This window comes from Achromobacter sp. UMC46 (assembly GCF_014170335.1).
Lineage (GTDB): Bacteria > Pseudomonadota > Gammaproteobacteria > Burkholderiales > Burkholderiaceae_B > Achromobacter.
The window spans coordinates 128,553-152,431 of the sequence record NZ_LZZS01000004.1 but is presented as its reverse complement, the minus strand read 5'-3'; the positions used below and the strand labels follow the sequence as shown (position 1 = coordinate 152,431).

Genomic DNA, 23,879 nt, shown 5'->3' with positions numbered 1-23,879 from the left:
GGAGCACGCGGGATGAAACTGAAGCAAAACCGACGTTACTCAGGCGCTATCGCCACCATCGCCATCTTGGGACTGACTGCCTGTTCGTCGCCCCAAACCCCGCAGGCTTTCAGCCGCGACGAAGTCCGCCAACGCGTGGAAGACGACCGCAAGCTGATGTACGCGGATCAGGAACCCATTACGCGACCGCTTACCTTCTACGACGCCGCCGCCCGGGCCCTCAAATACAACCTGGATTACCGGTTGAAGCTCATGGAGACGGCGTTGTCGCGCAATCTGGTCGACGTGACCCGGCACGAAATGCTGCCCCGCCTGGTGGCCTCGGCCGGCTATACATCACGGTCGAACGATTCGGGCGGCACCTCCGTCGGCATCGAAGACGGCGAAGTCAGCTTGCGTCCGTCGACGTCGGAACAGCGCTATCACCGGCTGGCGGATCTGGAGATGACCTGGAGCACGCTGGATTTCTTCGTCGCCTATGAGCGCACTCAGCAGAAGGCCGACCAGGTGCTGATGGCTGAAGAGCGCCGCCGCAAAGTGATTCAGAATGTCTTGCAGGATGTGCGCAATGCGTACTGGCGCGCGCTGGGCGCCCAGCGCCTGATTGCCGCCGTGGATATCTTGACCGTGCAGGCACGTAACGGCATCAAGTCCGCGCAGGAAGCGGAAACGCGCGGGCTGTTGCCGCGTCAGCAGGCGCTGGCTTATCAACGTGCGCTGCTGGACGCGGTGGGCTTGCTGGCCACGCGTCGGCAAGATCTGGAGCTGGCGCGCGCCGAGCTGGCGGCGCTGATGTCGCTACCGCCGGGCACGGAATTCCAGGTGGCCGACGACGCCGAGGAAAAGATTCCCCCGCCCAATTTCAACATCGCCGCGTTGGAGCGCCTGGCGCTTGAGAACCGGCCTGAGATCATGGAAGAGTGGTATCGCAAGCGCGTCACCGACAACGACATCAAGATCGCCAAGGCCGAACTCTGGCCCAACCTGAGCCTGACCTTGGGTACGCATTACGATTCCAACGACTATCTGTACAACAACAGCTGGTCGTCGGTGGGGCTGCGCATTTCGTGGAACCTGCTGAACATCCTGAAGGCGCCCGCCTTGCAGGCGGCGGGCGATAACCAAAGCAAGGTGGCCGACTTGCGCCGCATGGCCTTGTCCATGGCCGTCTTGACGCAGGTGCGGGTCGCAGCGCAGCGCTATTACCTGGCGCGCGAGCAGCTGGACTTTGCCGACCAGAGCATGCAGGTCGATGGGCGTTTGCGCGACTACGCCAAGGCCAGCGCCAGCATTTCCGCCGACTCAAAGCTGGAATTCCTGCGCGCGGACGCCCGCTGGCTGCTGTCGCAGTACCAGCGCTATGCGGCGTATTCGGATGCGCAGGCGGCCTGGGGCCGTTTGTACAACTCGGTGGGACTGGACGTGATGCCTGAAACCATCGCCAGCCACGATCTCAGCACGCTTGCCACGCAGATCGAACAGACCATGCACGGCTGGGAGCATTCGGCGCTGCAAGCCATGAGCACGCCCCAATGACGATGCACGGATGAAGATGCACCCATGACGATGCCCCTTGCAGGTTGGAGCGGCGTAGCCGCCCTGGTATTGATGTCAGCCGCCTCGGCGCAACCCCTTACCCCCCGCGCCGGGCAGAATGACCCGAACGCCATCCGCGTATTGCTGAGTGCGAATCCGGAAAGCACGATTTCCGCACCGATGACCGGACGCCTGGAAAGCCTGGACGCGTCATTGGGCCAGACGGTGGCCAAGGACGCGGTGCTGGTCCAGCTGGAATGCGCCGAACCCAAGGCGCGGCTGCGGATGGCGAATGCGGAGTTGGCCGGCGCGCGGGAATCGCTGAAAGCCAAGGTGGGCTTGCGCAAGCTGGATGCGGCGGGCGATACCGAGGTCAATCTGGCCCGCGCCGCCACCGACCGTGCCGCCGCTGCGACCGCACTGGCCCAGGCGCAGGTGGACTACTGCGCCGTGGCCGCGCCGTATTCCGGACGTATCGCCAAGGTGTATGTGCGCCCTCACGAAAGCGTGGCTGCGGGCGCGCCGCTGGTGGATCTGGTGGGCGACGGCCCATTGAAGGTGCGCCTGAACATGCCGTCCCGATCGTTGCGCGACATCAAGATAGGCACCGAGTTCCAGATCGATGTCAGTGAAACCGGCAAGACCTATGGCGCGGCCGTGTCCGCCATCAACGCGCGCGTGGACGCCGTGGCGCAATCAATTGAACTGGAAGCTGAGGTGCGCGACCCTGCCGGCGAACTCCTGCCTGGCATGAGCGGCATCGCGGACTTTCCGTTGCCCCGTTGAACACGATGCAGAACGATCTCTTGCTGTTGCTGCAACTGGCGGAAGTGGAGGGGCTGGCGCGTCAGGCTGATAGCGTGCAGCAACTGAGCTTTCATATCGCCAATGACGCGCACCCGCTGCTGGCCTACCGGCAGGCGCTGGTCTATGCAGACGACGGGCACGACTGGAAGCTGCTGAACATTTCCGCGCTGGTGTCGGTGGATGAGCAGTCGCCTTATATCGTGTGGCTCACCGAGGCGCGCAAATGGTTGCGGCAGCGCACGGCGGGCGGGCAGGCGGTGTGGATCGATGCACCCGCCGCGGATGAAGCCAGCCCGCTGATTCGTGATGGCTGGCGCGAATGGTGGCCGGCGGGCGTCTGGGCCTTGCCCCTGAAAACGCGTAGCGGCGCGGTGCTGGGCTGGGTGCTGTATCTGCTGGAACAAGCGCCCACTGCCGGCCAGGCCACAGTCATGGGTCGGCTGTGCCAGACCTGGGCCTACAGCTGGGAACTCCTTGAACGCCGTCGCAAACCCATGCGTCGGCTCTGGAAGCGGCGGTTCCGCTACTTGGTGGCGCTGGTGCTGCTGGCCCTGTGCCTGATGCCGGTTCGCCAAAGCGCCTTGGCGCCTGCAGAGGTCACGTCCCTGGACTTGCAGGTAATCAGTGCGCCGTTGGATGGCGTGGTGAAGAGCGTGCACGTCAGTCCGAACCAACCCGTCAAGGCAGGGCAGCCTCTGTTTTCGCTGGATGACACCACGCTCAGTAACCGGCTTGACGTCGCGACTCAGGCCGTGGGGGTTGCCGATGCCGAGCTGATGGCGGCGCGGCAGACGGCATTTCGCAGCGAAGACAGCCGCGCCCGGGTGACCACATTGCTCAGCCGGGCCGAAGAGCGCCGCGCGGAACTGGAATCCATTCGCTCGCAGCTGCAACGGCTTGACGTGACCGCGCCGCGTGACGGCATTGCCGTCTTTGTCGACGTCAACGATTGGCTGGGCAAACCGGTGGTGACGGGCGAACGCATCATGCAACTGGCCGACCCGCGCCAGCCCTCCATGCTGATTCAACTGCCCGTGGCGGACGCTTTATCGCTGGAAGTGGGCGCGCCCGTGACGCTATTCCTGACGGTCAAACCGCTGGACCCGTTGTCCGGCAAGATCATCGAAACCAGCTATCAATCTGCGCTGACGCCTGAAGGCGTGCCAAGCTATCGGCTGCGCGCCAGCATTGATGCGGCCGACGCGCAAGATGCGCGCATCGGTTTGAAAGGCACTGCCCGCATTCAGGGCGGGCGCTCGTTCCTGGGCTACGAGGCGATCCGCCGGCCACTGGCCGCGCTGCGCGCCTTTACGGGCCTGTAGGGCAGGGCGGGGCGCACCATGGATGATCCGCTCGCCCAGCCGCTAGCGCCCATGCGCGAAGACTTGCGGCTGTTCGCGGGTGCGCCGTACCCGGACGGCAGCCCGGCGTGGATCATTGAAGATCCGGTGCGCAACCGGCATTTTCGTATCGGCTGGCTGGAATTCGAATGCCTGGCGCGCTGGCATCTGCTGCCGGCCGCGATGCTGGAAGACATCCGCAAACAGACGCCGTTGCAGCCGGACGGCGCACAGGTGCTGCAATTTGCAGGGTTCCTGCATCACAACCAATTGCTGCGTCCGCATCCTGCTCGCAGCCAGTCCATGGCGGCCGCCGCACCGGCGGGTCGCGAATGGCTGACGGCGAACTGGTGGCTGCACCATTACCTGTTCTTTCGCGTCCCGCTGCTGCGGCCAACCTATCTGTTGCAGCGTCTGTATCCCTGGCTGCGGTGGCTGTTCCGGCCGGCAACCGCCTGGACGATCGTGGCCCTGACGCTGTTGGGCCTGTTCCTGACTGTGCGCCAGTGGGACACGTTCCGCCATACGCTATTCGAATCCGTGTCGTGGGAAGGCGCGTTGGGATTTGCCTGCGCGTTGGTGGTCGCGAAAACCTTGCATGAACTCGGCCATGCGCTGATGGCCACCCACATGGGCGTGCGCGTCGGTCACATGGGCGTGGCCTTCCTGGTGATGTGGCCGATGCTGTACACGGACACCAGCGAATCCTGGCGCCTGGCCGACGCGCGCAAACGGCTGATGATCGCCAGCGCCGGCATCATCACCGAACTGGCCATCGCCGGGCTGGCGACCTTGGGCTGGGCGCTGCTGCCGCCCGGCGTGCCGCGCCAGGCGTGCTTTTATCTGGCCACGACCAGTTGGGTCTTGTCATTGGCGCTGAACGCCAGCCCGTTCATGCGCTTTGACGGCTACTTCATCTTGTCCGACTGGCTGGACATGCCCAACCTGCACGAGCGCGCCAGCGCCCTGACGCGCACCGCGATCCGGCGGCGGCTTTGGGGCTGGCAAGACCCGTGGCCGGAAGCGCTGCCCGGACCCTTTCGACGCAAGTTGATCGTGTTCGCCTGCGTGACGTGGGTGTACAGGCTGATCGTGTATTTCGGCATTGCGCTGGCCGTTTATCACTTGTTCTTCAAGGCGTTGGGGCTGTTCCTGTTTGCTGTGGAAATTGCCTATTTCATCGTGTTGCCCTGTTGGCGGGAGGTCAGAATGTGGATGCAGCGACGACAGGAAATCGAGCGGTCGCGCCGGTGGCTGGTGCCGCTCGTTCTGGTCCTGGCGCTGGCGTGGCTGGCCGTGCCGTGGCCCACAGCCGTGCGGGCGCCGGCGCTGGCCCGCAGCATCACGCTATGGACGGCATATGCGCCCGCGCCGGCCTTGATCCAGGACAATCATCCGCCTGGCATGGTCAAGGCGGGCACGCCACTCGTGGTGCTGGATCGGCCGGAGCTGGCCAGCGAAGCGCGTGCCGCGCAGGCGGGCGTGGCAGGGCAGTCCGCGCGTTTGACGGGTCTGTTGGGGCAAAGCGCAGGACTTGACCAGCAGGCCGCCGCCATCGAAGCGCTGGCCCACAGCCGCGCCACGGCCAGGTCCGTCTCCGCCGAGCAAGACAAGCTGCTGCTTGCGGCTCCTATCGACGGGCTGTGGGTGGACACTGCCGCAGAACTCCGGCCTGGCACGTGGGTCGGCCCCAAACAACCGCTGGGTCATCTGATCGACCCGACGCGTTGGGTGGTGGACACCTATGTGGGCGAGGCAGATGTTCATTTGCTGGCGGTAGGCGGTTCGGGTTGCTTCTATCTGGAGGATGGGCCAAAGCGTGTGTGCGGGCGGATTCGCACCATTGCACCGGCGCGCACGCAGCAACTGAACGCGCCGTTGCTGGCGACAAGTCATGGCGGACCGATTCCGTCCGTGCAAAAGCAGGGTGCATTGATGGCCGAAGATGCGCTGTATCGCGTCATCCTCGACATTGACGCGCCGATGCCGGGCTTGATGGAGCGACGCGGAAAAGCTTACTTTGAAGGCGCCGCACGCAGCCGCTTGCTGCACTGGATGCGTTCGCTGGCAAGTTTGGTTGTGCGCGAAAGCGGGCTGTAATTTCCGGGTTTGGATGGTCCGTAGTCGGACGGTTCGGGCTAGCCAAGCACTCGTGGCCGTCGACCCGGCAGGCGTGCTGCGTGCGGATCTCGAATGGATCTTTTGTCGCCCCGAAAAGGGCGGAGGCTGCCGTTCGGAATTCGCCGGAAGGCCCATTGCTCTGGGGAGCAACGGGTCAATCGGCAGGTTGCGCTTCCAAAATGAAAAGGCTCCGATTCGGGTACGGACAGAGGTCCAGCAGGAATGATGGCGCCAGACACCCACGGCACCTATTACTGCGGCTCGATTCTTGCTGCTCTTACCACTTGCGCATACTTTCGCATCTCGTTCTGGAAATACGCGGCCGTATCCGAGGGATTGCGCAAGGTGATCAGGTTGCCCTGCTGGTCCATGGCTTTGCGGGTTACCGGGTCCCGGTAGGCCTTCGCAAAGGCCTCGTACGCACGCTGCACCTGCCCGGCCTCCAGGCGGGCAGGGCCGATGGCGGCAAACCAGCCTTCCACCTCGTAATCCGGCATGCCTTGCTCGCGCAGCGTCGGGATTTCGGGCGCCGCCGCGCTACGTTCCTTGCTGCCCGTGCCGATCGCCTTGAGCGCGCCGCTTTTCAGGTGGGGCAGGATGGAGGGCAAAGAGGTCACCCCAAAATCCACTTGTCCACCGATGATGTCCGAGACCATCGGGCCGGTGCCCTTGTACGGGATATGCCGAATCTTCAGCCCGTTTTGTTGTAGGAACAGCTCACAGGCCAGGTGCAGGATGGTGCCGTTGCCCGACGATCCGTAGTTGTACGCGTCGGGGTTGGCCCCCAACGCCGCCACGAGATCGTGCACGTTGCCCTGAGGCAATTTCGTCGGATTGACCACCAGCAACAAAGGCGTGGTGCCGATAAGCGTGATGGGCGTGATGTCCTTTATCGGATCGAAGGGAAGCGATTTCAATACGCTGGGAAAGATAACGTGGTTGTTGGACACGACTCCGAGCGTATTGCCATCGGCCGTGGCGCGCGCAATGGCGGACGTGCCCAGGATGCCGCCTGCGCCTGGTTGGTTCTCCACGACCACCGTTTGCCCGAACGCCTGGTTCAACGCTGGCCCCGCCGACCGCACAATCGTGTCCACTCCGGATCCCACACTGATGGGCAGGATCAGGCGCAAGGGCCGGCTGGCCTGTGCCTGCCCGGCGCGCCACGGCAAAGCCGCGCCTATCATGCCCGCGCCCATCGCGCCTAGCAACGCACGGCGCTGGTGTGAAGCTTCATTAGTCTTCATGGTTGTCTCCTTGATTTATAGGTATGGAATTCGTGCGTGAAGTCAGTGGATGGCACCCCGCTCGCGCAGTGCTCGGATCTCCTCGGTCGAATACCCTAGTCCGCCCAACAACTGCATCGTGTGTTCGCCCAAAAGGGGCGGATGCAATCGCACGGCCAGCCGTTCGCCTCCCATCGTGAGGGGGAACAGGGTAGCCTGCGCAGTTTGGCCGGCGCGCTCGCCGTCAGGCAGCCGGATGTCTGCCAGGCCGCCGGTTGCGCGAAGATGGGGATCGGCAAACAGCTCTTCCGGTTTCACGATGGGTGCAAACGGCAGGCCACACTGCTCGAAGATGCGCTCCAGCTCGTCCACCCCATACTTTTCCAGACGCGATCGCAGATCGGTCAGCAAGGCCGGTCGTACTCTTACGCGGTCGTTGTTCGTCTTCAGGTGCGGAGCGTCTTTCAGATCGTCGAATCCGAAGGCGTCGCAGAAAGTGATCCACTGGGCATCGCTGACCGCCGCCAGGAATATCTGCCCGCCATCCTTGACGTTAAATACGTCGTACAAGGCCCAGGCGGAGATACGTTCAGGCATGGGCGCCGCCGCTTGGCCCGTGATCGCGTACTGCAACATGTGCTGTCCCACCAGGAAGACATTGTTTTCGAACAACGCCGACTGCACCTGCTGGCCGTGGCCCGATGTCTTGCGTTCCAGCAGCGCTCCCAGGGCCCCGATCGCTCCGAACATGCCGCCCATGATGTCGTTGACGCTGGAGCCGGCGCGCAGGGGATCGCCGGGACGCCCGGTCATGTAGGCCAGCCCGCCCATCATCTGTACCACTTCGTCCAGCGCCGTGCGGTGTTCATACGGGCCAGGCAGGAAGCCCTTGCAGCTGACATAGATCAGCCCGGGGTTTTGTGGGCTGAGCCCGGCATAATCCAGTCCGTATTTGGCCATCACGCCGGGCCTGAAGTTCTCGGCGACGATGTCGGCGCTGGCGCACAGCTTTCGCGCGATCTCGGCACCCTCAGCGCTACGCAGGTCCAGCGCGATGGACTTCTTGTTACGGTTGAACATGGGGAAGAATCCCGCACCGGCGCCCAGCAGATGGCGTGTGCGGTCGCCGTCGATGGGTTCGACCTTGATCACCTCAGCGCCTAGGTCGGCAAGAACTAGTCCACAGGTCGGTCCCATGACCATGTGCGTGAATTCCACCACGCGGATGCCGGCCAACGGCAGGCGGCGAGGCGCCGTGGCGGGCGTGGCGCGCTCCGTTGGAATGGCATGCGGGGCCGGGCGCGAGGCAGTGTTACCCGCCTGGCCGGACCCGGCGGCCGGCCAGGTTACGGGCAGGCCCGCCTGAGCGATCGCGCCGCGCAGCGTCTCGCCTTCGAGCCAAGCGCCCGCCTGCTTGCGCAGGGCGAGCAGGCGCGCCATGTCCACCCCCGTCTCCACGCCCATGCTGCCCAGCAGGTACGTTACGTCCTCTGTGGACACATTGCCGCTGGCGCCCGGCGCATGCGGGCATCCACCGATGCCCGCCAGGCAGGCGTCGAACCGGGTCATGCCCGACTCCAGGGCCGCCATGACATTTGCCATGCCCAGGCCACGCGTGTCATGGAAATGCGCGCATGTGAGGCGGTCGCCGGCAATCTTGCGTGCAGCATCGAACAAGCGCCGCACCATCAGGGGGTCGGCATACCCCACGGTGTCGGCCAGGCTGACTCGGTCGGCGCCGGCGTTCAGCAAGTCTTGCATCAGGCGCAGCACCTCGGCCGGCTGCACGACGCCCTGCAGCGTGCAACCGAAGGCCGTTCCCACCCCACCCTCCAGCAGGGCACGCGAGCCCGCAGCGTCGCGCGCCGCCCGTATGCGGCCGACCTCCTTGACGACCTCGTCCGGTGTCTTGCGCAGATTGGCCAGGCTGTGGGAGCGGCTGGCCGACAGCGGCACGATCATGAGGTCGACGCCAGCCTCGATGGCGCGTTCCGCGCCTTTCAAGTTCGGAACCAGCACCGAGACATGCAACCCAGGCAGCGTCTTGGCATAGGCGACGAGTTCCGCGGTGTCGGCCAATTGTGGCAGCAGGCGTGCGGGCACAAAGGAGCCGACTTCGATTTCACGCAGGCCAGCCGCATAGGCCTGGGTTATCCATTCGAGCTTGATCTTGGTAGGCAGCACACGGGCCAAGCTTTGCAAACCGTCGCGCAAGCCCACTTCGCGCACGATCGCGCGTGCGGGCCAGTCGGTAGGAAATTCAGTAGTAGACATGGATGACAAGCGCCCAGAGTAGACAGCAATAGGCACAGTTTAGATTTCGTGAATTCTTCCGATAGCGATTATTTGGAATGCATGAAGTTCCTAAATGGAATATCTTGGGTGTTTCGTGGTGACGCGATTTTCTCGAGGGCCTCTTCTCATGCGCGATCTGGATCTGACTTCATTGCGGCTGTTCGTGGCCGTCTGCGAAACCCGCAATATCGCGCGAGCCGGTGCGAACGCAAATATCGTGGGATCCGCCATCAGCAAACGCATGGCGCAACTGGAGGATGTTGTGGGCACCAAGTTGCTCTCCCGCCGCAGGCATGGCGTGGAGCTAACGTCTGCGGGCGAGACGCTGCTCGAGCACGCGCGCGCGATCCTGACCAGCACGGCGCGCATCGAACGCGACATGTCGGCCTATTCCCATGGGCTGCGCGGCCAGGTGCGCGTACTGGCCACCTCGTCAGTGCTGGCGGAATCGCTGGCCGAGGACGTGGCCGTGTTTCTGCAGGATCCGCGTCATCGCAGCATTCGGATCGACTTGGAGGAAGGCCTGAGCCATCAAGTGATCCGCGGCATTAAGGAGGGCGTAGCGTCGCTGGGCATATGTTGGGATGCGTCACCGCTGGACGGGTTGCAGTCGCGGCGATACCGCAATGATCATTTGGTCATCGTAGTGCACCCCAGCCATCCGCTTGCGCACATGCGCAGTCTGCAATTCCATCAGACGCTGGACTACGAACACGTGGGTATGCCTGTGGCAAGCTCCGTGCAAGTCATGCTGCATCGGTCCGCGGCGCAGGCCGGGCAGGCTTTGCTGCACCGGGTGATCGTCTCCAACTTCGATTCTGCATTGCGTGTGGTGCGCGCCAACCTAGGCATTACGGTCGTACCGTTCGAGGTCGCGCAATCCTATGCCGACGCGACGGGATTGGTCGTGATCCCGCTGACCGACGCTTGGGCCACGCGCAGTTTCATCATTTGTTTCCGTGATGAAGAGAGCTTGGCGCCGGCAGCGCGCGTCCTGCTGGAGCATTTGGCGAGTGTCGAGCCCGTTGCGTAGATCGAATAGCGGTCACCCCCAACCGTAATTCGCTCCCGATCCTACTGCTCCAGGTTCGCGCCTTGCGGCTAACCGCGGGCAAGTCGGCCACGGGCAGACGGGTTCCGCCTGTTCTGCCTGCGCGACCGGGCCTGCTGGCGGTGCTGCTTTCTGGCCCGGGCCGTGCACGCAGCGGCCAGAGCCAACAGCTTGCCTTCATCCAGGCGCTCCACGTCGACCAGACCTGCGTCGGCACCCTTGACTGCGATTAGCAGCTCGTCAAGCTTCAGGTGTAGGGCCTCGCTGTCCTTGTTCTGGCTTTGCTGGATCAAAAAGACCATCAGGAACGTTACGATGGTCGTGCCAGTATTGATGACCAATTGCCAAGTCTCCGAATACCCGAACGCCGGCCCCGATATGCCCCAAACGATTACGGTGATCAACGCGATGCCGAATGCGACAGGGGACCCGGCCCATTTCGTCACCAGTGCGGCGAAGTGGTCGAAGAACTGGGAAATTGTCATTCCCTGGCGATTCTTGTCGGACGGTTTCTCCGGCTTGGACTTTTGCCGCCGAGCTTCGAAGTTGTTCGACATGGCGCTCTCTTCCTGCGGGTACGGAAACCGTTTCCAGCAAGCTGCGTGCCCGGGAGCGCTGCCTATCAGACGCGGGTGCGTGCGCTGGTCTCAAAATATACTGGCCCGTTACGTTAGGATGAATTTCATGCTGCGGTCCGAAAAGCCCTTGCTGATGGTCTGCCTGCTTGCGGCAGGTGGATATGCCGCAACCCCGTTGCTGGAAAGGCTGAGTGAGTGGCCCAGCCTACTGGAGACGGTAGTGCTGATTGTGGCCATACTGGTGGCATCCCTGAGCGTGGCGCGACACGCCGAACGCATCGCACAGAAGCTGGTGATCCCTACGGGAGCATGATCCTCACACTGTCCGCCGTGCTCGTCGAGGTCATCGTGTTGGTGATCGTGTCGGCCCGCGCCGGATCGCCCACTCTGGTGCGGGACAGCATTTATTCCGCCGTCATGCTGGACATCAACGGCATCCTCGGGGTGGCCGCCCTGATCGGAGGCTTCAAGCACGGCGAACAGGCCTACAACGACGATTCCGCACGTACCTACAGCGTGATGATCCTGACTGCGGTCACGGTGTCCATGATCATTCCCGCATTCGTACCGCAGTCCGGATGGCAGGCATACAGTGCTTTCACTGTGGTGGCGATGCTCCTGCTCTATGGCGTGTTCCTGCGTATGCAGACGGGACCGCACAGCTACTTCTTCAGCTATAGCTACCCGGAAAAGAACTCCCGCCGGCAGGCGCCGGCCAGCGGCTTTCCGCACTGGCGCCAGTCGGCCGTCGTGATAGCTGTTGGCATCGTTACGGTAGGAGCGCTGGCGGAACTGATGTCGCATTCGCTGAACCGCAGCCTGAAAGGCTTTGACGTGCCCATCGGCCTGCTTGCGCTGATCGTGGCCGGCATTTCGGCCGCGCCGGAAATGCTGACTGCGTTTCGCGCTGCGCTTGCCAACCGCATGCAGTCGGTGGTCAACATCGCTCTGGGAGCGTCTCTGTCCACGGTGATCCTCACCGTGCCGGCGATGGAGGCAATGGCTATGATTTCCGGCCAACGCATCAACATGGCGATGACGCCCCTGCAGACGCTGATGATGTTAGTGACGCTGCTGGCGGCGGCCATCAACCTGAACGACGGCCAGACGAACGCCATTGAGGGGATGACGCACTTTGTGCTCTTCGGGGCCTTCCTCACGTTGCTCGCGTTGGGGGTGTAGCGCAGCAGGATGGCGCGGTGCTCCAGCCCTGGCCACGATGGAGGGGTATGGACTACATGCGACACGCTGCCGTCAGGCGCCAAGCGCTTCCCGATGGCTCCGTCAGTAACGCCAGCTGAGTAGGACCGACGCCGAGTCCTCGCGGTCGCCGCCGCCAAACTGGCCGCCGTAGCTCACTCCAAGCTTGGCGTTGCGCGACAGCGTGACGTCCGCGCCCAATTCGACCAGTGCCGCGTCGCGCGCGATCGGCAGGCCGGCCACGGTGAAGGCTTGGCCGGCCTGGAAGGCCAGGGTAGAGATGGGGTTGACGTCGCCGAAGGCGTGGCGCCAGCCCAGGCTGGCCCGCGCCGTGCCCTGCATCCGGCCCAGCGCCAGCTCGGTCTGCGCGCGCAGACCCAGGGTGGTGCTGGTCTGGTCTTCGCGCTTGGCGCTGCCGCTCAGGGCAGCGTCGCCGCCCGATTCGGAAAATCGGCGCGTGCGGGTGTCGGTCCATGCAATGCCGGCGAACGGTTCCAATGTGACGCCGCTGCCTAAGGGGCGCGCATAGCCGGCTTCTGCGAACAGCTGGCTGGTGCTGGCGCCGTAGTCGGCTTTCAGCGTCTGGTCCATGCCGGCGGTGTTGACGGCGCGCTGTGTGCTGATTTCGTTCCAGGTGTAGGCGCCGCCCATCAGCAGGTTCACCTTGGCTGGGCCGGCGCCGAACGCCTTGCCGCCGTACAGTGCGGCGCTGTAGGCGCTGACATCGCTCTTGGCGCTGCGGCCGTCGACCTCGATGTTGCTGTCTGTGTAGCCCAGCGCGGCGCCCAGCCTCCAGCCATTGCCGATGGCATGGTCAGCGCCGACGAACAGGCCGCCAGTGCGTTGGGTGGTGGTGGCCGCATTGCCGTCGCCGCGTAGCGTCCGCCAGTTGCCGATGATCTCGGCCCAGGCCGGCAGCGCACCGGAACCAGGCATCGCGCTCAGGGACGGGGCGGCGTCGCTGGCGCCGACTTGCGCGGTGGGTGCCCCGGGAAGCTGGGGCGCGGCCAGGCCGGCGCGCAGGTATTTGAAGGGGGTGGCGCGCACGGTGGTGGCGCCGCTGTAGAGCGCGGAACCGATGCTGGCGTGAGCCTCGCCGGACAGATTGTCAAACACCGCCGGCGGTGAGCCTTCGGGTAGGGACAGGACGCGTTGATACAGCGGGTTGCTGGTGGGCAGGCTGTCGAGCGCGTTGGCCACGGCACGCTGGTTGCCGCTGCGGGCCGCGTCGGCAAAGCGGATCGGACCGGTGGCGGACTCGCGCCGCTGCAATGTCAAGGTAACGTCGTTGGCGCCGTAGGCCAGCGAGGGCGTCAGGAATGCGTAGTTCGAACTCACTTCGTCAAAACGCCCGTTCACGCCGCCCGCCGCCGTGAGCACGGTGTAGGTGGAGTAGGGCGCGAAGTTGCCATCGGGGCCGGCATGCAGCACCGACCCGCCCAGCAGGTTGGCGCGACCCGTCACTGCGACGCGGCTGCTGGCGGTTGAGGCGGAATCGGCCTGCACCTGGTAGATCGAGCCGGGCTGCATCGTCAGGTCGCCCGCGACCGACAAGGTGGCGGTTGTGTTGCCCGGCGCCAAGACGCCGCCCGCCAGGACGGTGGTCGCGCCCACTACACCGGTGCCGGCCAGCGTGGCGCCCGAACCGACTTGCAAGCCGGATGACGCCGCGATGGAACCCGTCACCCGCAGCACGCCGCCCGTCAGGGTGGTAGAGCCGGTATAGGTGTTGATGCCCGACAGCGTCAGGGTTCCGGTGCCTTGCTTGACCAACGCCGCGCCTGTGCCGCCGGCCAGCCCGCCATCCGCGATGACGCCGGATACTTCCGTGCTGGCGTTACTGGCACCCACAGTGAGCGTATTGCCGCCCAGCGCATAGCGGCCGCTGCCCGCGATGGAGCCGGCGCTCACGCGAGCATCGCCTGCGGGGCCGCGGCTGTCCGAGAAGTCAACGGTGCCGCTATTGCTGATCGCCAGCGCGGCGGCGGATGCGTCGTTCTGAAACGCCAAGGTAGCGGCGTTGTTCACCGGGCCCGAGCCCAGTGCGCCGTCACGCGCTGCCACCAGGGTGCCGGCTGCGATGGATGTGCCGCCCGTGTAGTGGTTGGCGCCGTTCAGCACCAGCGTGCCGGCGCCCAGCTTGGCCAGGCTGCCCGGACCGGTCAGTGCGTCGCTCACCGTAAAGGTATGGCCGGCGTCGGCGATGTCCAGACCGCCGCCCGCCGTGCCCAACACGATGGCGCGGGGCAGGGCCTGCAAGCTGCTGCCGCTGATGCGTAGCGCACCGCCATCCAGCGTCACGGCTTGGCCGGCCGCGCCCAGATTGCGGTCGTCGCTGACCGACAGGGTGCCGCCCTGAACCCAAGTGCCGCCGGAATAGATATTGGCGCCGTTCAGCACCAGCGTGCCGGCTCCGGTCTTGGCCAGGCCGTTGGCGCCAGCCAGCACGTTGTCCACGGTGGCGGTATAGCGCCCACTGCTGTGGCCACCGTCGCCCACGCGCACTTCCACCGGGCCTGCCGGCGCGGCGCCGGAGGTCAATGTCAGCGTGTCTCCCGCCAGGTAATAGCCGTCGCTGGCGAATTGCAGGCCAGTGGCCTGCACGGGGGCGGGCGTGCCGTCGACGATGACGGTGCCGGGCGTGCCAGCGAAAATCGCCATGCCGGGCTGCGGGAACATCGTGCCCGTGGCGGAACCGTTCGCATCAGCCCACACCGGCGAGGTCGTGGACCAAACGCCCGAGCCGCCGCCGAACTGACCTGGACCGGCCAGGCCGTTGGCGTTCCAGTAATGCAAGGGGTTTACCCCCTGAGCGCTCAGCAAGACGCGCTTTTGCGCGGCGTCTTGGACAATGACTGTCGAACCCGATGGGGACGACACCGGAAGGCCAAAGTTTCCCCCCAGCGTACCGCCATATTCGAGCAGGGTGTACAGCCCCGTCGCATAGCCACCCGCGTCGGTGATGCGCACCGTGGCATTGCCAAGTGACACGTTACCGATGACTTGCAGTGCGCTGGTGGAGTTGGGTGCGCCCAGGCCGAATTGCAACGTACTGCCCGTCTGCATGATCAGGTCGCCATTGATGGTCAACGGGCCGGTGGCGCCGTTCGCGCCGCCCGACACGAGCGTGCCGCCGGCTTGGACGGTGGTGACGCCCACCGTGCCATAGCCGCCCAGCCGGGCGCCGTTGCGTACTTGCACCACGCCGGGAAGGCTGGCCGACGCGTTGGCCGGGGAGCCGCCCACGAGCAGGGTGCCGGTTGACACCTCGGTGATGCCACGGTAGGTGTTGACGCCGTTGAGCGTCAACACGCCCGCACCATCCTTGACCACCGCTCCATTGCCCGAGATGACGCCGTCATAGGTCACGGCATCGCTGCGGTTGAAAACGACGCTGGAGTTGTTGGCGATATTGCCGCTGACCGATCCGGTCGTGCCGCCCGCGCCGATGCGCAATACGCCCAGGCTGGTGGAGACGTTACGGGTCACGGCGACATCGCCGGTCACCAGGGTATCGCTGCCTGCGGACAGCGCGAGGGAAGCCGCGTCCACATTGCCGCTGATCATGAGGGCGCCTGCGGCGGTCAAGCTGGCGTCGTTAGCGGCGTCCAGGCGAGCGATCGTCAGTGCGCCCGACGACTGCAACATCACGTTGTAGCCCGCCAGGGCAACCGCGCCGCCGAAGCGGTTGCCGGCGTTGGTAAGGAATAAATTGCTGGAGCTGGCGTCGATGGCCGTTGTGCCGGTTACCTGCATGGCATCGAGCTGGAACAGGGACCGCTGGTTGCTTAGTGAGAAATTGCCTCCCACCTGAATCGCGTTCAACAGGTTGATCTGGTTGTTGCCCGTCAAGGCCAGATCTCCCGTTGACGAGGCGGTCAGCGCATTGGCGTTTAGTTGGCCCGTGACGCGGATATCCATATCGGATTGCAGTGACAGCGTGCCACTGGCCGCGTCCAGCGTGCCGCTGGATGCGATGCTGCCGCCTTGTGCGGCCAGGGTGATGTTCTGCGCGGTAATGGTGCCCGTATTGCTGATCACGGGCGTGGTCAGCGAGGCCTGCGTTCGCGCCGTGCTGGCCTGCAGCAGAACGCTGCCGTTGGTCGCGGTCAGCGTTCCGGCGTTCAAGACCTTGGGGGTGGCGCCGGCCGCGCCAGTGGTGCCGGCCAGGGGCGCGGTGATCGAGAAGGCGGAGGGCGTGGAGGTGGTGGCGTCGGCGATCAGGCTGGAACCGGTGACCAGGGTGATGCGGCTCGCGGTGATCTTGCCGCCCGTCTCGTTCGAGACCGTCGGCCCGGACAGGTCGACGCTGCCGGAAGCCGAGATGGTGCCGGCGTTGCTGACCCCTCCCTGGCTTTGCCCATCAGTCAAGCTCAGTATCATGGCCGGTTGCGCCAGCAGCCCCAGGCTGGTCAACAGGACAGCCTGGGCCCCTATGATGGTGCCGGTGGACTGCACTTGCAGCCCGTACACGTTGGACACGGCGAGCAGGGCGCTGCCCTGGATCGTTCCCGCAAGGCTGCTGGCTCGGGCACCTCCCACGGCATTCAACAGCAAGGAGCCGGCGGTCGGCTGAGAGATATTCAGCGTGTAGCCTTGGGCGACGTCAAAGGATGCCCACTGTATCGCCGTGGCCGCGGCACCGGGCGTCGTGACTCCGATGGACAATTCGGTTGAGTTGAGCTGGGAAAAGCCGCTACCTGCCAACCACGCGCCGTTAATGGGCAGATTATCGGCGGCCCAGCCCGGCGCGGACGCAGCCATGGCCAGCGTTGCGGCGCCCAGCTCGATTGCGGCCCGCCTGGCGCGGCGACGCAGCCGGTTTCCCCCACAGGTCCGGCTTCTGGCGGTGTCGCTGACGACCTGCCACAGACCCAAGCTGCGGTTGAAAATAATGCGATAGAGGTGATTGTTCATGGGCTTGGCAGTTGTCCCAGTTTGCGCAATTGATTCGTGTGCGCAGGCAAGAGGGGCTGATTAAAAACCAAACCAAACCGCTCGCATATAACTGAAATTAGTGAATTGGAGGGGATGGGCAATGTCGACGTTGGGGCATGCAGAGCGCAACGGCCTCAAACATGCCAGTTATACGCATAATGTGTATTATGTAAAGCAAAGGATATGGGCTCGCAGTGCTTTGCGGGCAAATCTCTCTTTATTGATTCAATAATCGTTGTATCATCGATTCATGAACGAAGATCGAGCCATCTCGGCGCTAGGCGCCCTTGCCCATCCTCAGCGGTTGAGGACCTTCCGTGCTCTTGTCGTGGCCGGCTTGCCCGGACTCACGCCCAGCACGTTGGCCGACCAGCTTGGCGTCGCGCGCAATACGTTGTCCTTCCACTTGAAGGAGTTGTCGCATGCCGGGCTGGTCACCGTCGAACAACAAGGACGCAATCTGATCTACCGCGCCGACTTCTCCCAGATGAACGGGTTGCTGGGCTATCTGACCGAACATTGCTGTCAAGGCGCCTCTTGCGAGGCTTCCGACCCCAGCGCCTGCAAGACTTGCTGAAAACCAGGACTACCCGCCATGCCGCATCTTCCTTTCAACGTGCTGTTCCTTTGCACGGGTAATTCCGCGCGCTCCATCCTTGCCGAAGGGCTGCTCAAAGGGCTGGGCGGCGACCGCTTCCGGGCCTATTCCGCCGGCAGCACACCCAAAGGCGACGTCCACCCGCTGGCGCTCGCCACCCTCCTCTCGTTTTCGCTTCCCGGCGACGGTTACCGGAGCAAGAGCTGGGACGAGTTCGCGGAACCCGACGCACCGAAAATGGACTTCATCATCACGGTCTGCGACAACGCCGCCGGAGAAGTCTGCCCCGTCTGGCCAGGCCACCCGACGACCGCGCACTGGGGCATTGCCGACCCCGCCGCCGTCGAGGGGACCGAGGACGAGCGCCGCAAGGCGTTCCAGGATGCCGCGCGCGTGCTCAAGCGCCGCATCGAGCTTTTCCTGTCTTTGCCCCTCGAGCGCCTGGACGCGATGTCGCTCCAGACCGAATTGCGCGGCATCGGCAACGCTGAGGAGTAAGCCGATGCCCCCCAGTACGCAGGTAGCGCCCGTGGCGCAAGGGCGCGACGGGATGAGCGTCTTCGAGCATTATCTGACGCTCTGGGTATTGCTCTGCATCGTCCTTGGGGTTGCCCTGGGCCAGCTCATGCCGGCCCTGTTTCAAGCCATCGGGCACCTGGAGGTCGCGCAGGTCAATCTTCCCGTCGGCCTTTTGATCTGGGTGATGATCATCCCGATGCTGCTCAAGGTGGATTTCGGGGCGTTGGGCCAAGTCAGGCAGCATTGGCGCGGCATCGGCGTGACGCTGTTCATCAACTGGGCGGTCAAGCCTTTCTCCATGGCGTTCCTGGGGTGGCTATTCATCCGCCAGGTCTTTTCCCCCTGGCTGCCTGCCGACCAGCTGGACAGCTATATCGCGGGCTTGATCCTGCTCGCTGCGGCGCCGTGTACGGCCATGGTGTTCGTGTGGAGCCGCTTGACGGGCGGCGATCCCGTTTTCACGTTGTCCCAGGTCGCATTGAACGACACGATCATGGTTTTCGCCTTTGCGCCGATCGTCGGGCTGCTGTTGGGCTTGTCGGCGATTACCGTGCCGTGGGACACGTTGCTGATCTCCGTCGGGCTGTACATCGTTATTCCGGTCATCCTCTCCCAGCTCTGGCGCCGCGCGCTGTTGCGGCGCGGGCAGGCATCCTTCGAGGCGGCATTGGCGCGGATCGGCCCGTTCTCCATGGCCGCACTGCTACTGACGCTGGTATTGCTGTTCGCATTCCAGGGGCAAGCCATCATCAGCCAGCCGCTGGTGATCGCCATGCTGGCGGTGCCGATCCTGATCCAGGTGATTTTTAACGCGGGCCTGGCGTATTGGTTGAATCGTCGCGTCGGCGAAAAACACAGTATCGCTTGCCCGTCGGCGCTGATCGGGGCATCCAACTTCTTCGAGCTTTCCGTCGCGGCCGCGATCAGCCTGTTCGGGTTCCAGTCCGGCGCGGCGTTGGCGACCGTGGTGGGTGTGCTGATTGAAGTGCCGGTGATGCTGCTGGTGGTGAGGGTCGTCAACCAGTCCAGGAACTGGTACGACGCCGGGGCCACGCGGTGACCGGAACCCCCGTCCGGGTCGTCGGATCCCTGGGCACCGCCCAGACGCTGGCCTGGGCTTCGTCGTATTACCTGCCGGCCATGCTGGCCGCTCCGATGGCGGATGAACTGGGCATTTCGACTCCAACCGTCTACGCGGCTTTTTCCGGTGCAATGGTGGTGTCGGCCCTGGTCGGCCCCTGGGCTGGGCACGCCATCGACCGCCGCGGCGGCCGCGTCGTCCTTGTCGGCACCAGCCTGATATTCGCGCTGGGCTTGGCCGCGCTTGGTTCGGCAGAGGGGCTCTGGACGATGGCAGCCGCGTGGCTCATCGTTGGGGTCGCGATGGGTTCCGGCTTGTACGAAGCCGCCTTCTCCAGCCTGGTGCGCCTGTATGGCCACCAGGCCCGCGGCGCCATCACGGGCATTACGCTGATTGCGGGGTTCGCCAGCACCGTCGGGTGGCCGCTGTCGGCCTGGATGGAAACACAGTTCGGTTGGCGCTATGCGTGCCTCGGCTGGGCAGGCCTGCATCTGCTGGTCGGCCTGCCTCTGAACGCCTGGCTTCCGAAATCGCCCATGGCGAACAAAGCGGTTGCTGCCGAACCCGCTGCGGCTGTGCCCCTGCCTGCGCCGGCGCGCCAGGGGGCCACAACCGCCCTCCTCGCTTTCGTCTTCGCGGCGACATGGTTCATCAGCACGGCCATGGCCACGCATTTGCCGCGGATGCTGGAAGCCGCTGGCACCACGCTTACGGCGGCCGTCGCGGTGGGCGCCCTCATCGGTCCCGCGCAAGTCGCCGGGCGGATTCTGGAGTTCGGATTCCTGCGCCGCGTCCATCCCTTGCTGTCGGCACGTCTTGCCGCGTTGGCGCATCCGGCGGGCGTGGCGGTGTTGCTGCTGGCCGGTCCAGCTGCAGCACCGGTATTCGCGGTCTTGCACGGCGCCGGCAACGGCATCCTGACCATCGCGAAAGGCACGTTGCCGCTGGTGCTTTTCGGCGCGCAGGGATATGGCGCGCGCCAAGGCTGGCTGATGATGCCCGCGCGAATCGCGCAGGCGCTCGCCCCGCTGATTTTCGGCCTGGCGCTGGACGCCTGGGGCGCCAACGCGTTGTGGCTGTCCGGCAGCATCGGCCTGGCCGCTTGCGGCGCGCTGATGCTGTTGCGCGCTCAGCCAGGCCGCCATTGAATTTTCAGTCTTGCATCAACAGAGGTATTGCATGGGTTCCACCACCAATCATCACAACCCGACCAGCGGCACGTCGGGCAACGCCGACTTGCCTAATATTGATCCATCGTTGCTGGAACAGCCGTCCACCGCAGCGTTGTTCTCGCCCCAACGGGCCACCCACGCGCCGCGCTTCCTGGTGTTGTATGGGTCATTGCGCGAACGTTCCTACAGCCGTCTGGTCGCGGAGGAATCTGCGCGGCTGCTCCAAGCCTTGGGCGGCGAAACCCGCATGTTCAACCCGTCCGGACTGCCCCTGGTTGACGACGCCGACGACGACCATCCCAAAGTCCGCGAGCTGCACGAGCTGGTTCAATGGGCCGAAGGCATGGTGTGGAGCTCGCCGGAACGCCACGGCGCCATGACGGGTCTGATGAAGACGCAGATCGACTGGATTCCCCTGTCGATGGGGGCCGTGCGCCCTACCCAGGGCAAGACCCTGGCGGTCATGCAGGTATCGGGCGGATCGCAGTCCTTCAACGCCGTGAACCAGATGCGGGTACTGGGCCGGTGGATGCGGATGCTGACGATTCCCAACCAATCGTCGGTGGCCAAGGCTTATCAGGAATTCGACGACGCGGGCCGGATGAAGCCTTCGCCCTACTACGACCGTGTCGTGGACGTGGTCGAGGAACTGATGAAGTTCACCCTGCTCACGCGGGATGCCGCAGCCTACTTGGTGGATCGCTATAGCGAACGCAAGGAAACCGCCGCGGCCCTTTCCAGCCGGATGAAGCAAACCTCCATCTAGGCGGCCTGGCGTGCGGTCACGCTGGCCGGGTTGCCGCAGCCGGAAGACAGCGCGGACACCGTCGCGTTCCTGGTATGGCATGAGGGCTGCGGGATCACCGGGCAGCGCCTGTCGTGCAAACCGTGGGAGTCTCTGGCCTATTGCACGGCCAGATCGTGGGACGCCAGGCGCTCCGCCATCGAATAGCCGTCGATGTAGTCCCGGAAATGCTTCAGGAAAACCTTCTCGGCGGGCGTCAGCTGCGCATCGCGGTGCCAAAGCAGATGAAGCTCGACCGAGCAGACCCCTTCCCCGGGCGGCAGGCGCCACAGACGTCCTTGTTCCAGGTCCGCCTGGACGCTGTGCTCCGGCAGGCAGCCGATGCCGAACCCCGCGATCAGCAGGCGCTTGACTTCATCGTGCTGGGTCGACGACGCCACGATGCGGCCCGAGAAGCCGCGCTGATCGCGGAAGATGGTCAGCGGGGAAAGGCTGTCGCCCAAGGCGTCGCTTGCGAACGACACGAAGTTCTCGCCCAGCAAGTCCTCGATGCGGATGTCGGGCTTGCCGAACAAGGCATGGTTGCGTCCGCAGAACAGCGCATACCGCTGCTGCAGGAACACCTTGCTTTCCAGGCGCTTAGGGCTCCGGCGGCTTAACGCGATACCCGCCGTGGCGGCCCGCTGCTGCATCAGCGTCACGATTTCGCTGCTTGGCATCACGTCCATCTGCACTTCGATCCGTGGGAACGCGCGATGGAAATCGGCCCAGAAGTTGTCGTACACCGTCGAGTGAATCCGGCTGGCCACAAGCAGATGGATGCGGCCCGTGGCTTCCACCTTCGTCTGCGAGACATCCGTCAGCAGCTGCGACACGCTGCCGTAAATGGCCTCGGCGGCCCGGCACGCCTCCTCGCCCGCGTTCGTAACCGTAAAGGCCATGTTGTGCCGCTCGATCAGCCGGCGCCCAAGCTGATCCTCCAGGCGCTTTAACGCCTGACTGACCGCGGATTGCGTCAGATGCAATTTGGCGGCCGCGCCGCTGATGCTCCGCTCCTGAACAATCACCAGAAACGTACGGAGCAGATTCCAGTCCAGCCGATCGCCGGTGCGGGTGTCGAGAAGCGTCGCAGGGGTCATGAGGATCGCTTGCGGTTAACCGATGTTTGGCCCTGTTTCGCTAAAAAATGGCGGGAAACGCCGCGGCTGCGCCGAACATCAAAGTGGCTTAAGTCGATTATTAAAAAGCATAAATTGACGTTATGTCCAGCTCGGAGCGATAAACGCGCCTTCGAACAACGATATTCAGTCAAGGGGAAACCATGGCCGCCTCCGCCAGTCCTTCCACGGCGCGTCAGCCTGTTCGGGCCGCAACCGCCGCATTCGTCGGGACCACCATCGAATGGTATGACTTCTACATCTACGCCACGGCTGCCGCCCTGGTGTTCGGCAAGGTGTTCTTTCCCACCGCGGACCCGTTCATCAGCACCATGGCGTCGTTCGGCACGTTTGCCGCCGGCTTTTTGGCCCGGCCGCTAGGCGGCGTGATTTTCGGGCATCTGGGAGACCGGGTCGGCCGCAAGAATGCGCTCATGGCCACCTTGGTGATCATGGGCGCCGCCACGGTCGGTATCGGTCTGCTGCCGAGCTATGCGACGGCCGGCCTGTGGGCCCCCGCCCTCCTCTTGCTGCTGCGCCTGGCTCAAGGCCTGGCGGTCGGTGGCGAATGGGGCGGCGCCGTCCTGATGGCCGGCGAACACGCATCGCAGCGCCGACGCACCTTCGCCGCCTCGTTCGCGCAGTTGGGCAGCCCGGCGGGACTGATCCTGTCGCTGTTGGCCTTCCGCCTGTTGACGACGCTGGATGAAGCCGATTTTGTCAGTTGGGGCTGGCGCGTGCCGTTCCTGATCAGCGCCGTCCTGCTGCTGGTGGGCTACTTCATCCGGGTGGGCGTCAACGAATCGCCCGACTTCGCGCAGGTGCTCGAACGCCAGGAACGCGCCGAGATTCCGGCCAAGGAAGTGCTGCGCACCGCGTGGCGCACGGTCTTGCTGTGCATGGGCGTCTGCACGGTCGCGATCGGCGGCATCTACTTCACCAACACGTTCATGCTGTCGTACACCACCCAGACGATGGGCCTGTCCCGCACGTTGATCCTGGACTGCCTGTTCGTCGTCGCCGTCATCCAATTCCTGGTCCAACCACTGGCGGCCTGGCTGGCGGACGTGATCGGACCCAGCCGCGTCTTGATCACCGCGGCGGCGTGCTCGGTACTGGCGCCCTACCCGATGTTCATGCTGGTGAGCCAGGGCACGGCCTTCAGCATCATCGCCGGCATCTCCATCGTGCTGGTGTTCATGGCAGCGATCTATTCAGCGATGGCCGGATACATCAGCTCGGCGTTCGCCACGCATGTGCGCTATTCCGGGATCTCGCTGTCGTATCAGCTTTGCGGCGCGGTGGCCGGCGGCATGACGCCGCTGATCGGCACGTGGCTGACCTACCACTATCCCGGCCAATGGCTGCCCCTGGCGATCTTCTATTCCACCTTGTCGGCCATCACGCTGATCTCGCTCTGGGGGCTGGCCGGCCACAAGCGCCGCCTGGCGCTGGACACGCCGCGCACCGCCCCGTCGGCCGCCTGACCCCGATATCCGCCCCATCACAGAACAA

General features: G+C 64.5%; 18 protein-coding genes and 1 pseudogene. 13 read left to right on the top strand and 6 right to left on the bottom strand.

The genetic code is table 11. The features are described from left to right. Nucleotides 1-12 precede the first annotated feature (12 nt). The 4 genes from A9973_RS03710 to A9973_RS03695 are packed head-to-tail and all read left to right on the top strand — an operon-like array spanning nt 13 to nt 5,783. Nucleotides 13-1,536, top strand: coding sequence for a TolC family protein (locus A9973_RS03710; RefSeq protein ID WP_183012423.1), 1,524 nt, complete (start codon nt 13-15; stop codon nt 1,534-1,536). 24 nt (nt 1,537-1,560) lie between these two features. After that, the gene (locus tag A9973_RS03705) at nt 1,561-2,322 is read left to right on the top strand and encodes an efflux RND transporter periplasmic adaptor subunit (RefSeq protein WP_220805350.1); all 762 of its coding nucleotides are present in this window, start codon (nt 1,561-1,563) and stop codon (nt 2,320-2,322) included. A 5-nt stretch (nt 2,323-2,327) separates the two neighbouring features. Further along, nucleotides 2,328-3,665: an efflux RND transporter periplasmic adaptor subunit gene (locus A9973_RS03700; RefSeq protein WP_183012422.1), complete on the top strand. Its 1,338-nt coding sequence runs from the start codon at nt 2,328-2,330 to the stop codon at nt 3,663-3,665. An 18-nt stretch (nt 3,666-3,683) separates the two neighbouring features. Continuing rightward, complete coding sequence (locus A9973_RS03695; protein WP_183012421.1) at nt 3,684-5,783, top strand: site-2 protease family protein; 2,100 nt, start codon at nt 3,684-3,686, stop codon at nt 5,781-5,783. Nucleotides 5,784-6,055: 272 nt separating this feature from the next. Here A9973_RS03695 and A9973_RS03690 read toward each other — a convergent pair whose 3' ends face one another. The 3 genes and pseudogenes from A9973_RS03690 to A9973_RS31040 form a co-directional block, all read right to left on the bottom strand. After that, nucleotides 6,056-6,976, bottom strand: a complete 921-nt coding sequence (locus tag A9973_RS03690; RefSeq protein WP_255469009.1) for a tripartite tricarboxylate transporter substrate binding protein — start codon at nt 6,974-6,976, stop codon at nt 6,056-6,058. A 117-nt stretch (nt 6,977-7,093) separates the two neighbouring features. Beyond that, a complete protein-coding gene (locus A9973_RS31045) occupies nt 7,094-8,314 on the bottom strand; it encodes a CaiB/BaiF CoA transferase family protein (protein WP_370539457.1) in 1,221 nt (406 codons plus the stop codon). Between the two features lie 138 nt (nt 8,315-8,452). Next, nucleotides 8,453-9,304, bottom strand: a pseudogene (locus tag A9973_RS31040) (hydroxymethylglutaryl-CoA lyase); the annotation flags it as partial. 148 nt (nt 9,305-9,452) lie between these two features. Here A9973_RS31040 and A9973_RS03680 point away from each other — a divergent pair. Next, nucleotides 9,453-10,358: a LysR family transcriptional regulator gene (locus A9973_RS03680; RefSeq protein ID WP_183012418.1), complete on the top strand. Its 906-nt coding sequence runs from the start codon at nt 9,453-9,455 to the stop codon at nt 10,356-10,358. A 68-nt stretch (nt 10,359-10,426) separates the two neighbouring features. Here A9973_RS03680 and A9973_RS03675 read toward each other — a convergent pair whose 3' ends face one another. Then, entirely contained in the window at nt 10,427-10,933 is a 507-nt protein-coding gene (locus A9973_RS03675; RefSeq protein WP_183012417.1) for a low affinity iron permease family protein, read from the bottom strand. Nucleotides 10,934-11,060: 127 nt separating this feature from the next. On the opposite strand from A9973_RS03675, the gene A9973_RS31035 reads away from it, so the two are divergent. Further along, on the top strand, nt 11,061-11,267 hold the full coding sequence (locus tag A9973_RS31035; RefSeq protein ID WP_255469008.1) for a hypothetical protein: 207 nt from the start codon (nt 11,061-11,063) through the stop codon (nt 11,265-11,267). Then, nucleotides 11,264-12,136 carry a calcium:proton antiporter gene (locus A9973_RS03670; protein ID WP_255469007.1) on the top strand — a complete coding sequence of 291 codons (873 nt, stop codon included), beginning with the start codon at nt 11,264-11,266 and terminating at the stop codon, nt 12,134-12,136. The genes A9973_RS31035 and A9973_RS03670 overlap by 4 nt, the downstream gene beginning before the upstream one ends. 102 nt (nt 12,137-12,238) lie before the next feature. On the opposite strand, the gene A9973_RS03665 is transcribed toward A9973_RS03670, so the two are convergent. Then, complete coding sequence (locus A9973_RS03665; RefSeq protein ID WP_183012416.1) at nt 12,239-17,071, bottom strand: autotransporter domain-containing protein; 4,833 nt, start codon at nt 17,069-17,071, stop codon at nt 12,239-12,241. 271 nt (nt 17,072-17,342) lie between these two features. Here A9973_RS03665 and A9973_RS03660 point away from each other — a divergent pair, with 271 nt between their 5' ends. From A9973_RS03660 to arsH, 5 genes are read left to right on the top strand one after another with little or no spacing between them, the layout of a single operon-like run. Continuing rightward, complete coding sequence (locus tag A9973_RS03660) at nt 17,343-17,669, top strand: helix-turn-helix transcriptional regulator (RefSeq protein ID WP_183012415.1); 327 nt, start codon at nt 17,343-17,345, stop codon at nt 17,667-17,669. 18 nt (nt 17,670-17,687) lie between these two features. Continuing rightward, on the top strand, nt 17,688-18,188 hold the full coding sequence (locus tag A9973_RS03655; RefSeq protein WP_183012414.1) for an arsenate reductase ArsC: 501 nt from the start codon (nt 17,688-17,690) through the stop codon (nt 18,186-18,188). Nucleotides 18,189-18,192: 4 nt separating this feature from the next. Further along, nucleotides 18,193-19,269, top strand: a complete 1,077-nt coding sequence (gene arsB, locus A9973_RS03650; RefSeq protein WP_183012413.1) for an ACR3 family arsenite efflux transporter — start codon at nt 18,193-18,195, stop codon at nt 19,267-19,269. Beyond that, nucleotides 19,266-20,438 (top strand): MFS transporter, encoded by a 1,173-nt coding sequence (locus A9973_RS03645; RefSeq protein ID WP_183012412.1) that lies wholly within the window; start codon nt 19,266-19,268, stop codon nt 20,436-20,438. The genes arsB and A9973_RS03645 overlap by 4 nt, the downstream gene beginning before the upstream one ends. A gap of 31 nt (nt 20,439-20,469) precedes the next feature. Further along, nucleotides 20,470-21,228, top strand: a complete 759-nt coding sequence (arsH, locus tag A9973_RS03640) for an arsenical resistance protein ArsH (protein ID WP_183012411.1) — start codon at nt 20,470-20,472, stop codon at nt 21,226-21,228. 137 nt (nt 21,229-21,365) lie between these two features. On the opposite strand, the gene A9973_RS03635 is transcribed toward arsH, so the two are convergent. Further along, nucleotides 21,366-22,346 carry a LysR family transcriptional regulator gene (locus A9973_RS03635; protein WP_183012410.1) on the bottom strand — a complete coding sequence of 327 codons (981 nt, stop codon included), beginning with the start codon at nt 22,344-22,346 and terminating at the stop codon, nt 21,366-21,368. Between the two features lie 182 nt (nt 22,347-22,528). On the opposite strand from A9973_RS03635, the gene A9973_RS03630 reads away from it, so the two are divergent. Continuing rightward, nucleotides 22,529-23,851 (top strand): MFS transporter, encoded by a 1,323-nt coding sequence (locus A9973_RS03630; protein ID WP_183012409.1) that lies wholly within the window; start codon nt 22,529-22,531, stop codon nt 23,849-23,851. The last annotated feature ends 28 nt before the right edge of the window (nt 23,852-23,879 follow it).

Coding starts and splice junctions, on each gene's coding strand:
- A9973_RS03700 (WP_183012422.1), top strand. CDS start 2,328: ATGCAGAACGATCTCTTGCTGTTGCTGCAACTGGCGGAAGTGGAGGGG.
- A9973_RS03680 (WP_183012418.1), top strand. CDS start 9,453: ATGCGCGATCTGGATCTGACTTCATTGCGGCTGTTCGTGGCCGTCTGC.
- A9973_RS03660 (WP_183012415.1), top strand. CDS start 17,343: ATGAACGAAGATCGAGCCATCTCGGCGCTAGGCGCCCTTGCCCATCCT.
- A9973_RS03665 (WP_183012416.1), bottom strand. CDS start 17,071: ATGAACAATCACCTCTATCGCATTATTTTCAACCGCAGCTTGGGTCTG.
- A9973_RS03695 (WP_183012421.1), top strand. CDS start 3,684: ATGGATGATCCGCTCGCCCAGCCGCTAGCGCCCATGCGCGAAGACTTG.
- A9973_RS03710 (WP_183012423.1), top strand. CDS start 13: ATGAAACTGAAGCAAAACCGACGTTACTCAGGCGCTATCGCCACCATC.
- A9973_RS03675 (WP_183012417.1), bottom strand. CDS start 10,933: ATGTCGAACAACTTCGAAGCTCGGCGGCAAAAGTCCAAGCCGGAGAAA.
- A9973_RS03655 (WP_183012414.1), top strand. CDS start 17,688: ATGCCGCATCTTCCTTTCAACGTGCTGTTCCTTTGCACGGGTAATTCC.
- arsB (WP_183012413.1), top strand. CDS start 18,193: ATGCCCCCCAGTACGCAGGTAGCGCCCGTGGCGCAAGGGCGCGACGGG.
- A9973_RS03635 (WP_183012410.1), bottom strand. CDS start 22,346: ATGACCCCTGCGACGCTTCTCGACACCCGCACCGGCGATCGGCTGGAC.
- A9973_RS03705 (WP_220805350.1), top strand. CDS start 1,561: ATGACGATGCCCCTTGCAGGTTGGAGCGGCGTAGCCGCCCTGGTATTG.
- arsH (WP_183012411.1), top strand. CDS start 20,470: ATGGGTTCCACCACCAATCATCACAACCCGACCAGCGGCACGTCGGGC.
- A9973_RS31035 (WP_255469008.1), top strand. CDS start 11,061: ATGCTGCGGTCCGAAAAGCCCTTGCTGATGGTCTGCCTGCTTGCGGCA.
- A9973_RS03670 (WP_255469007.1), top strand. CDS start 11,264: ATGATCCTCACACTGTCCGCCGTGCTCGTCGAGGTCATCGTGTTGGTG.
- A9973_RS03630 (WP_183012409.1), top strand. CDS start 22,529: ATGGCCGCCTCCGCCAGTCCTTCCACGGCGCGTCAGCCTGTTCGGGCC.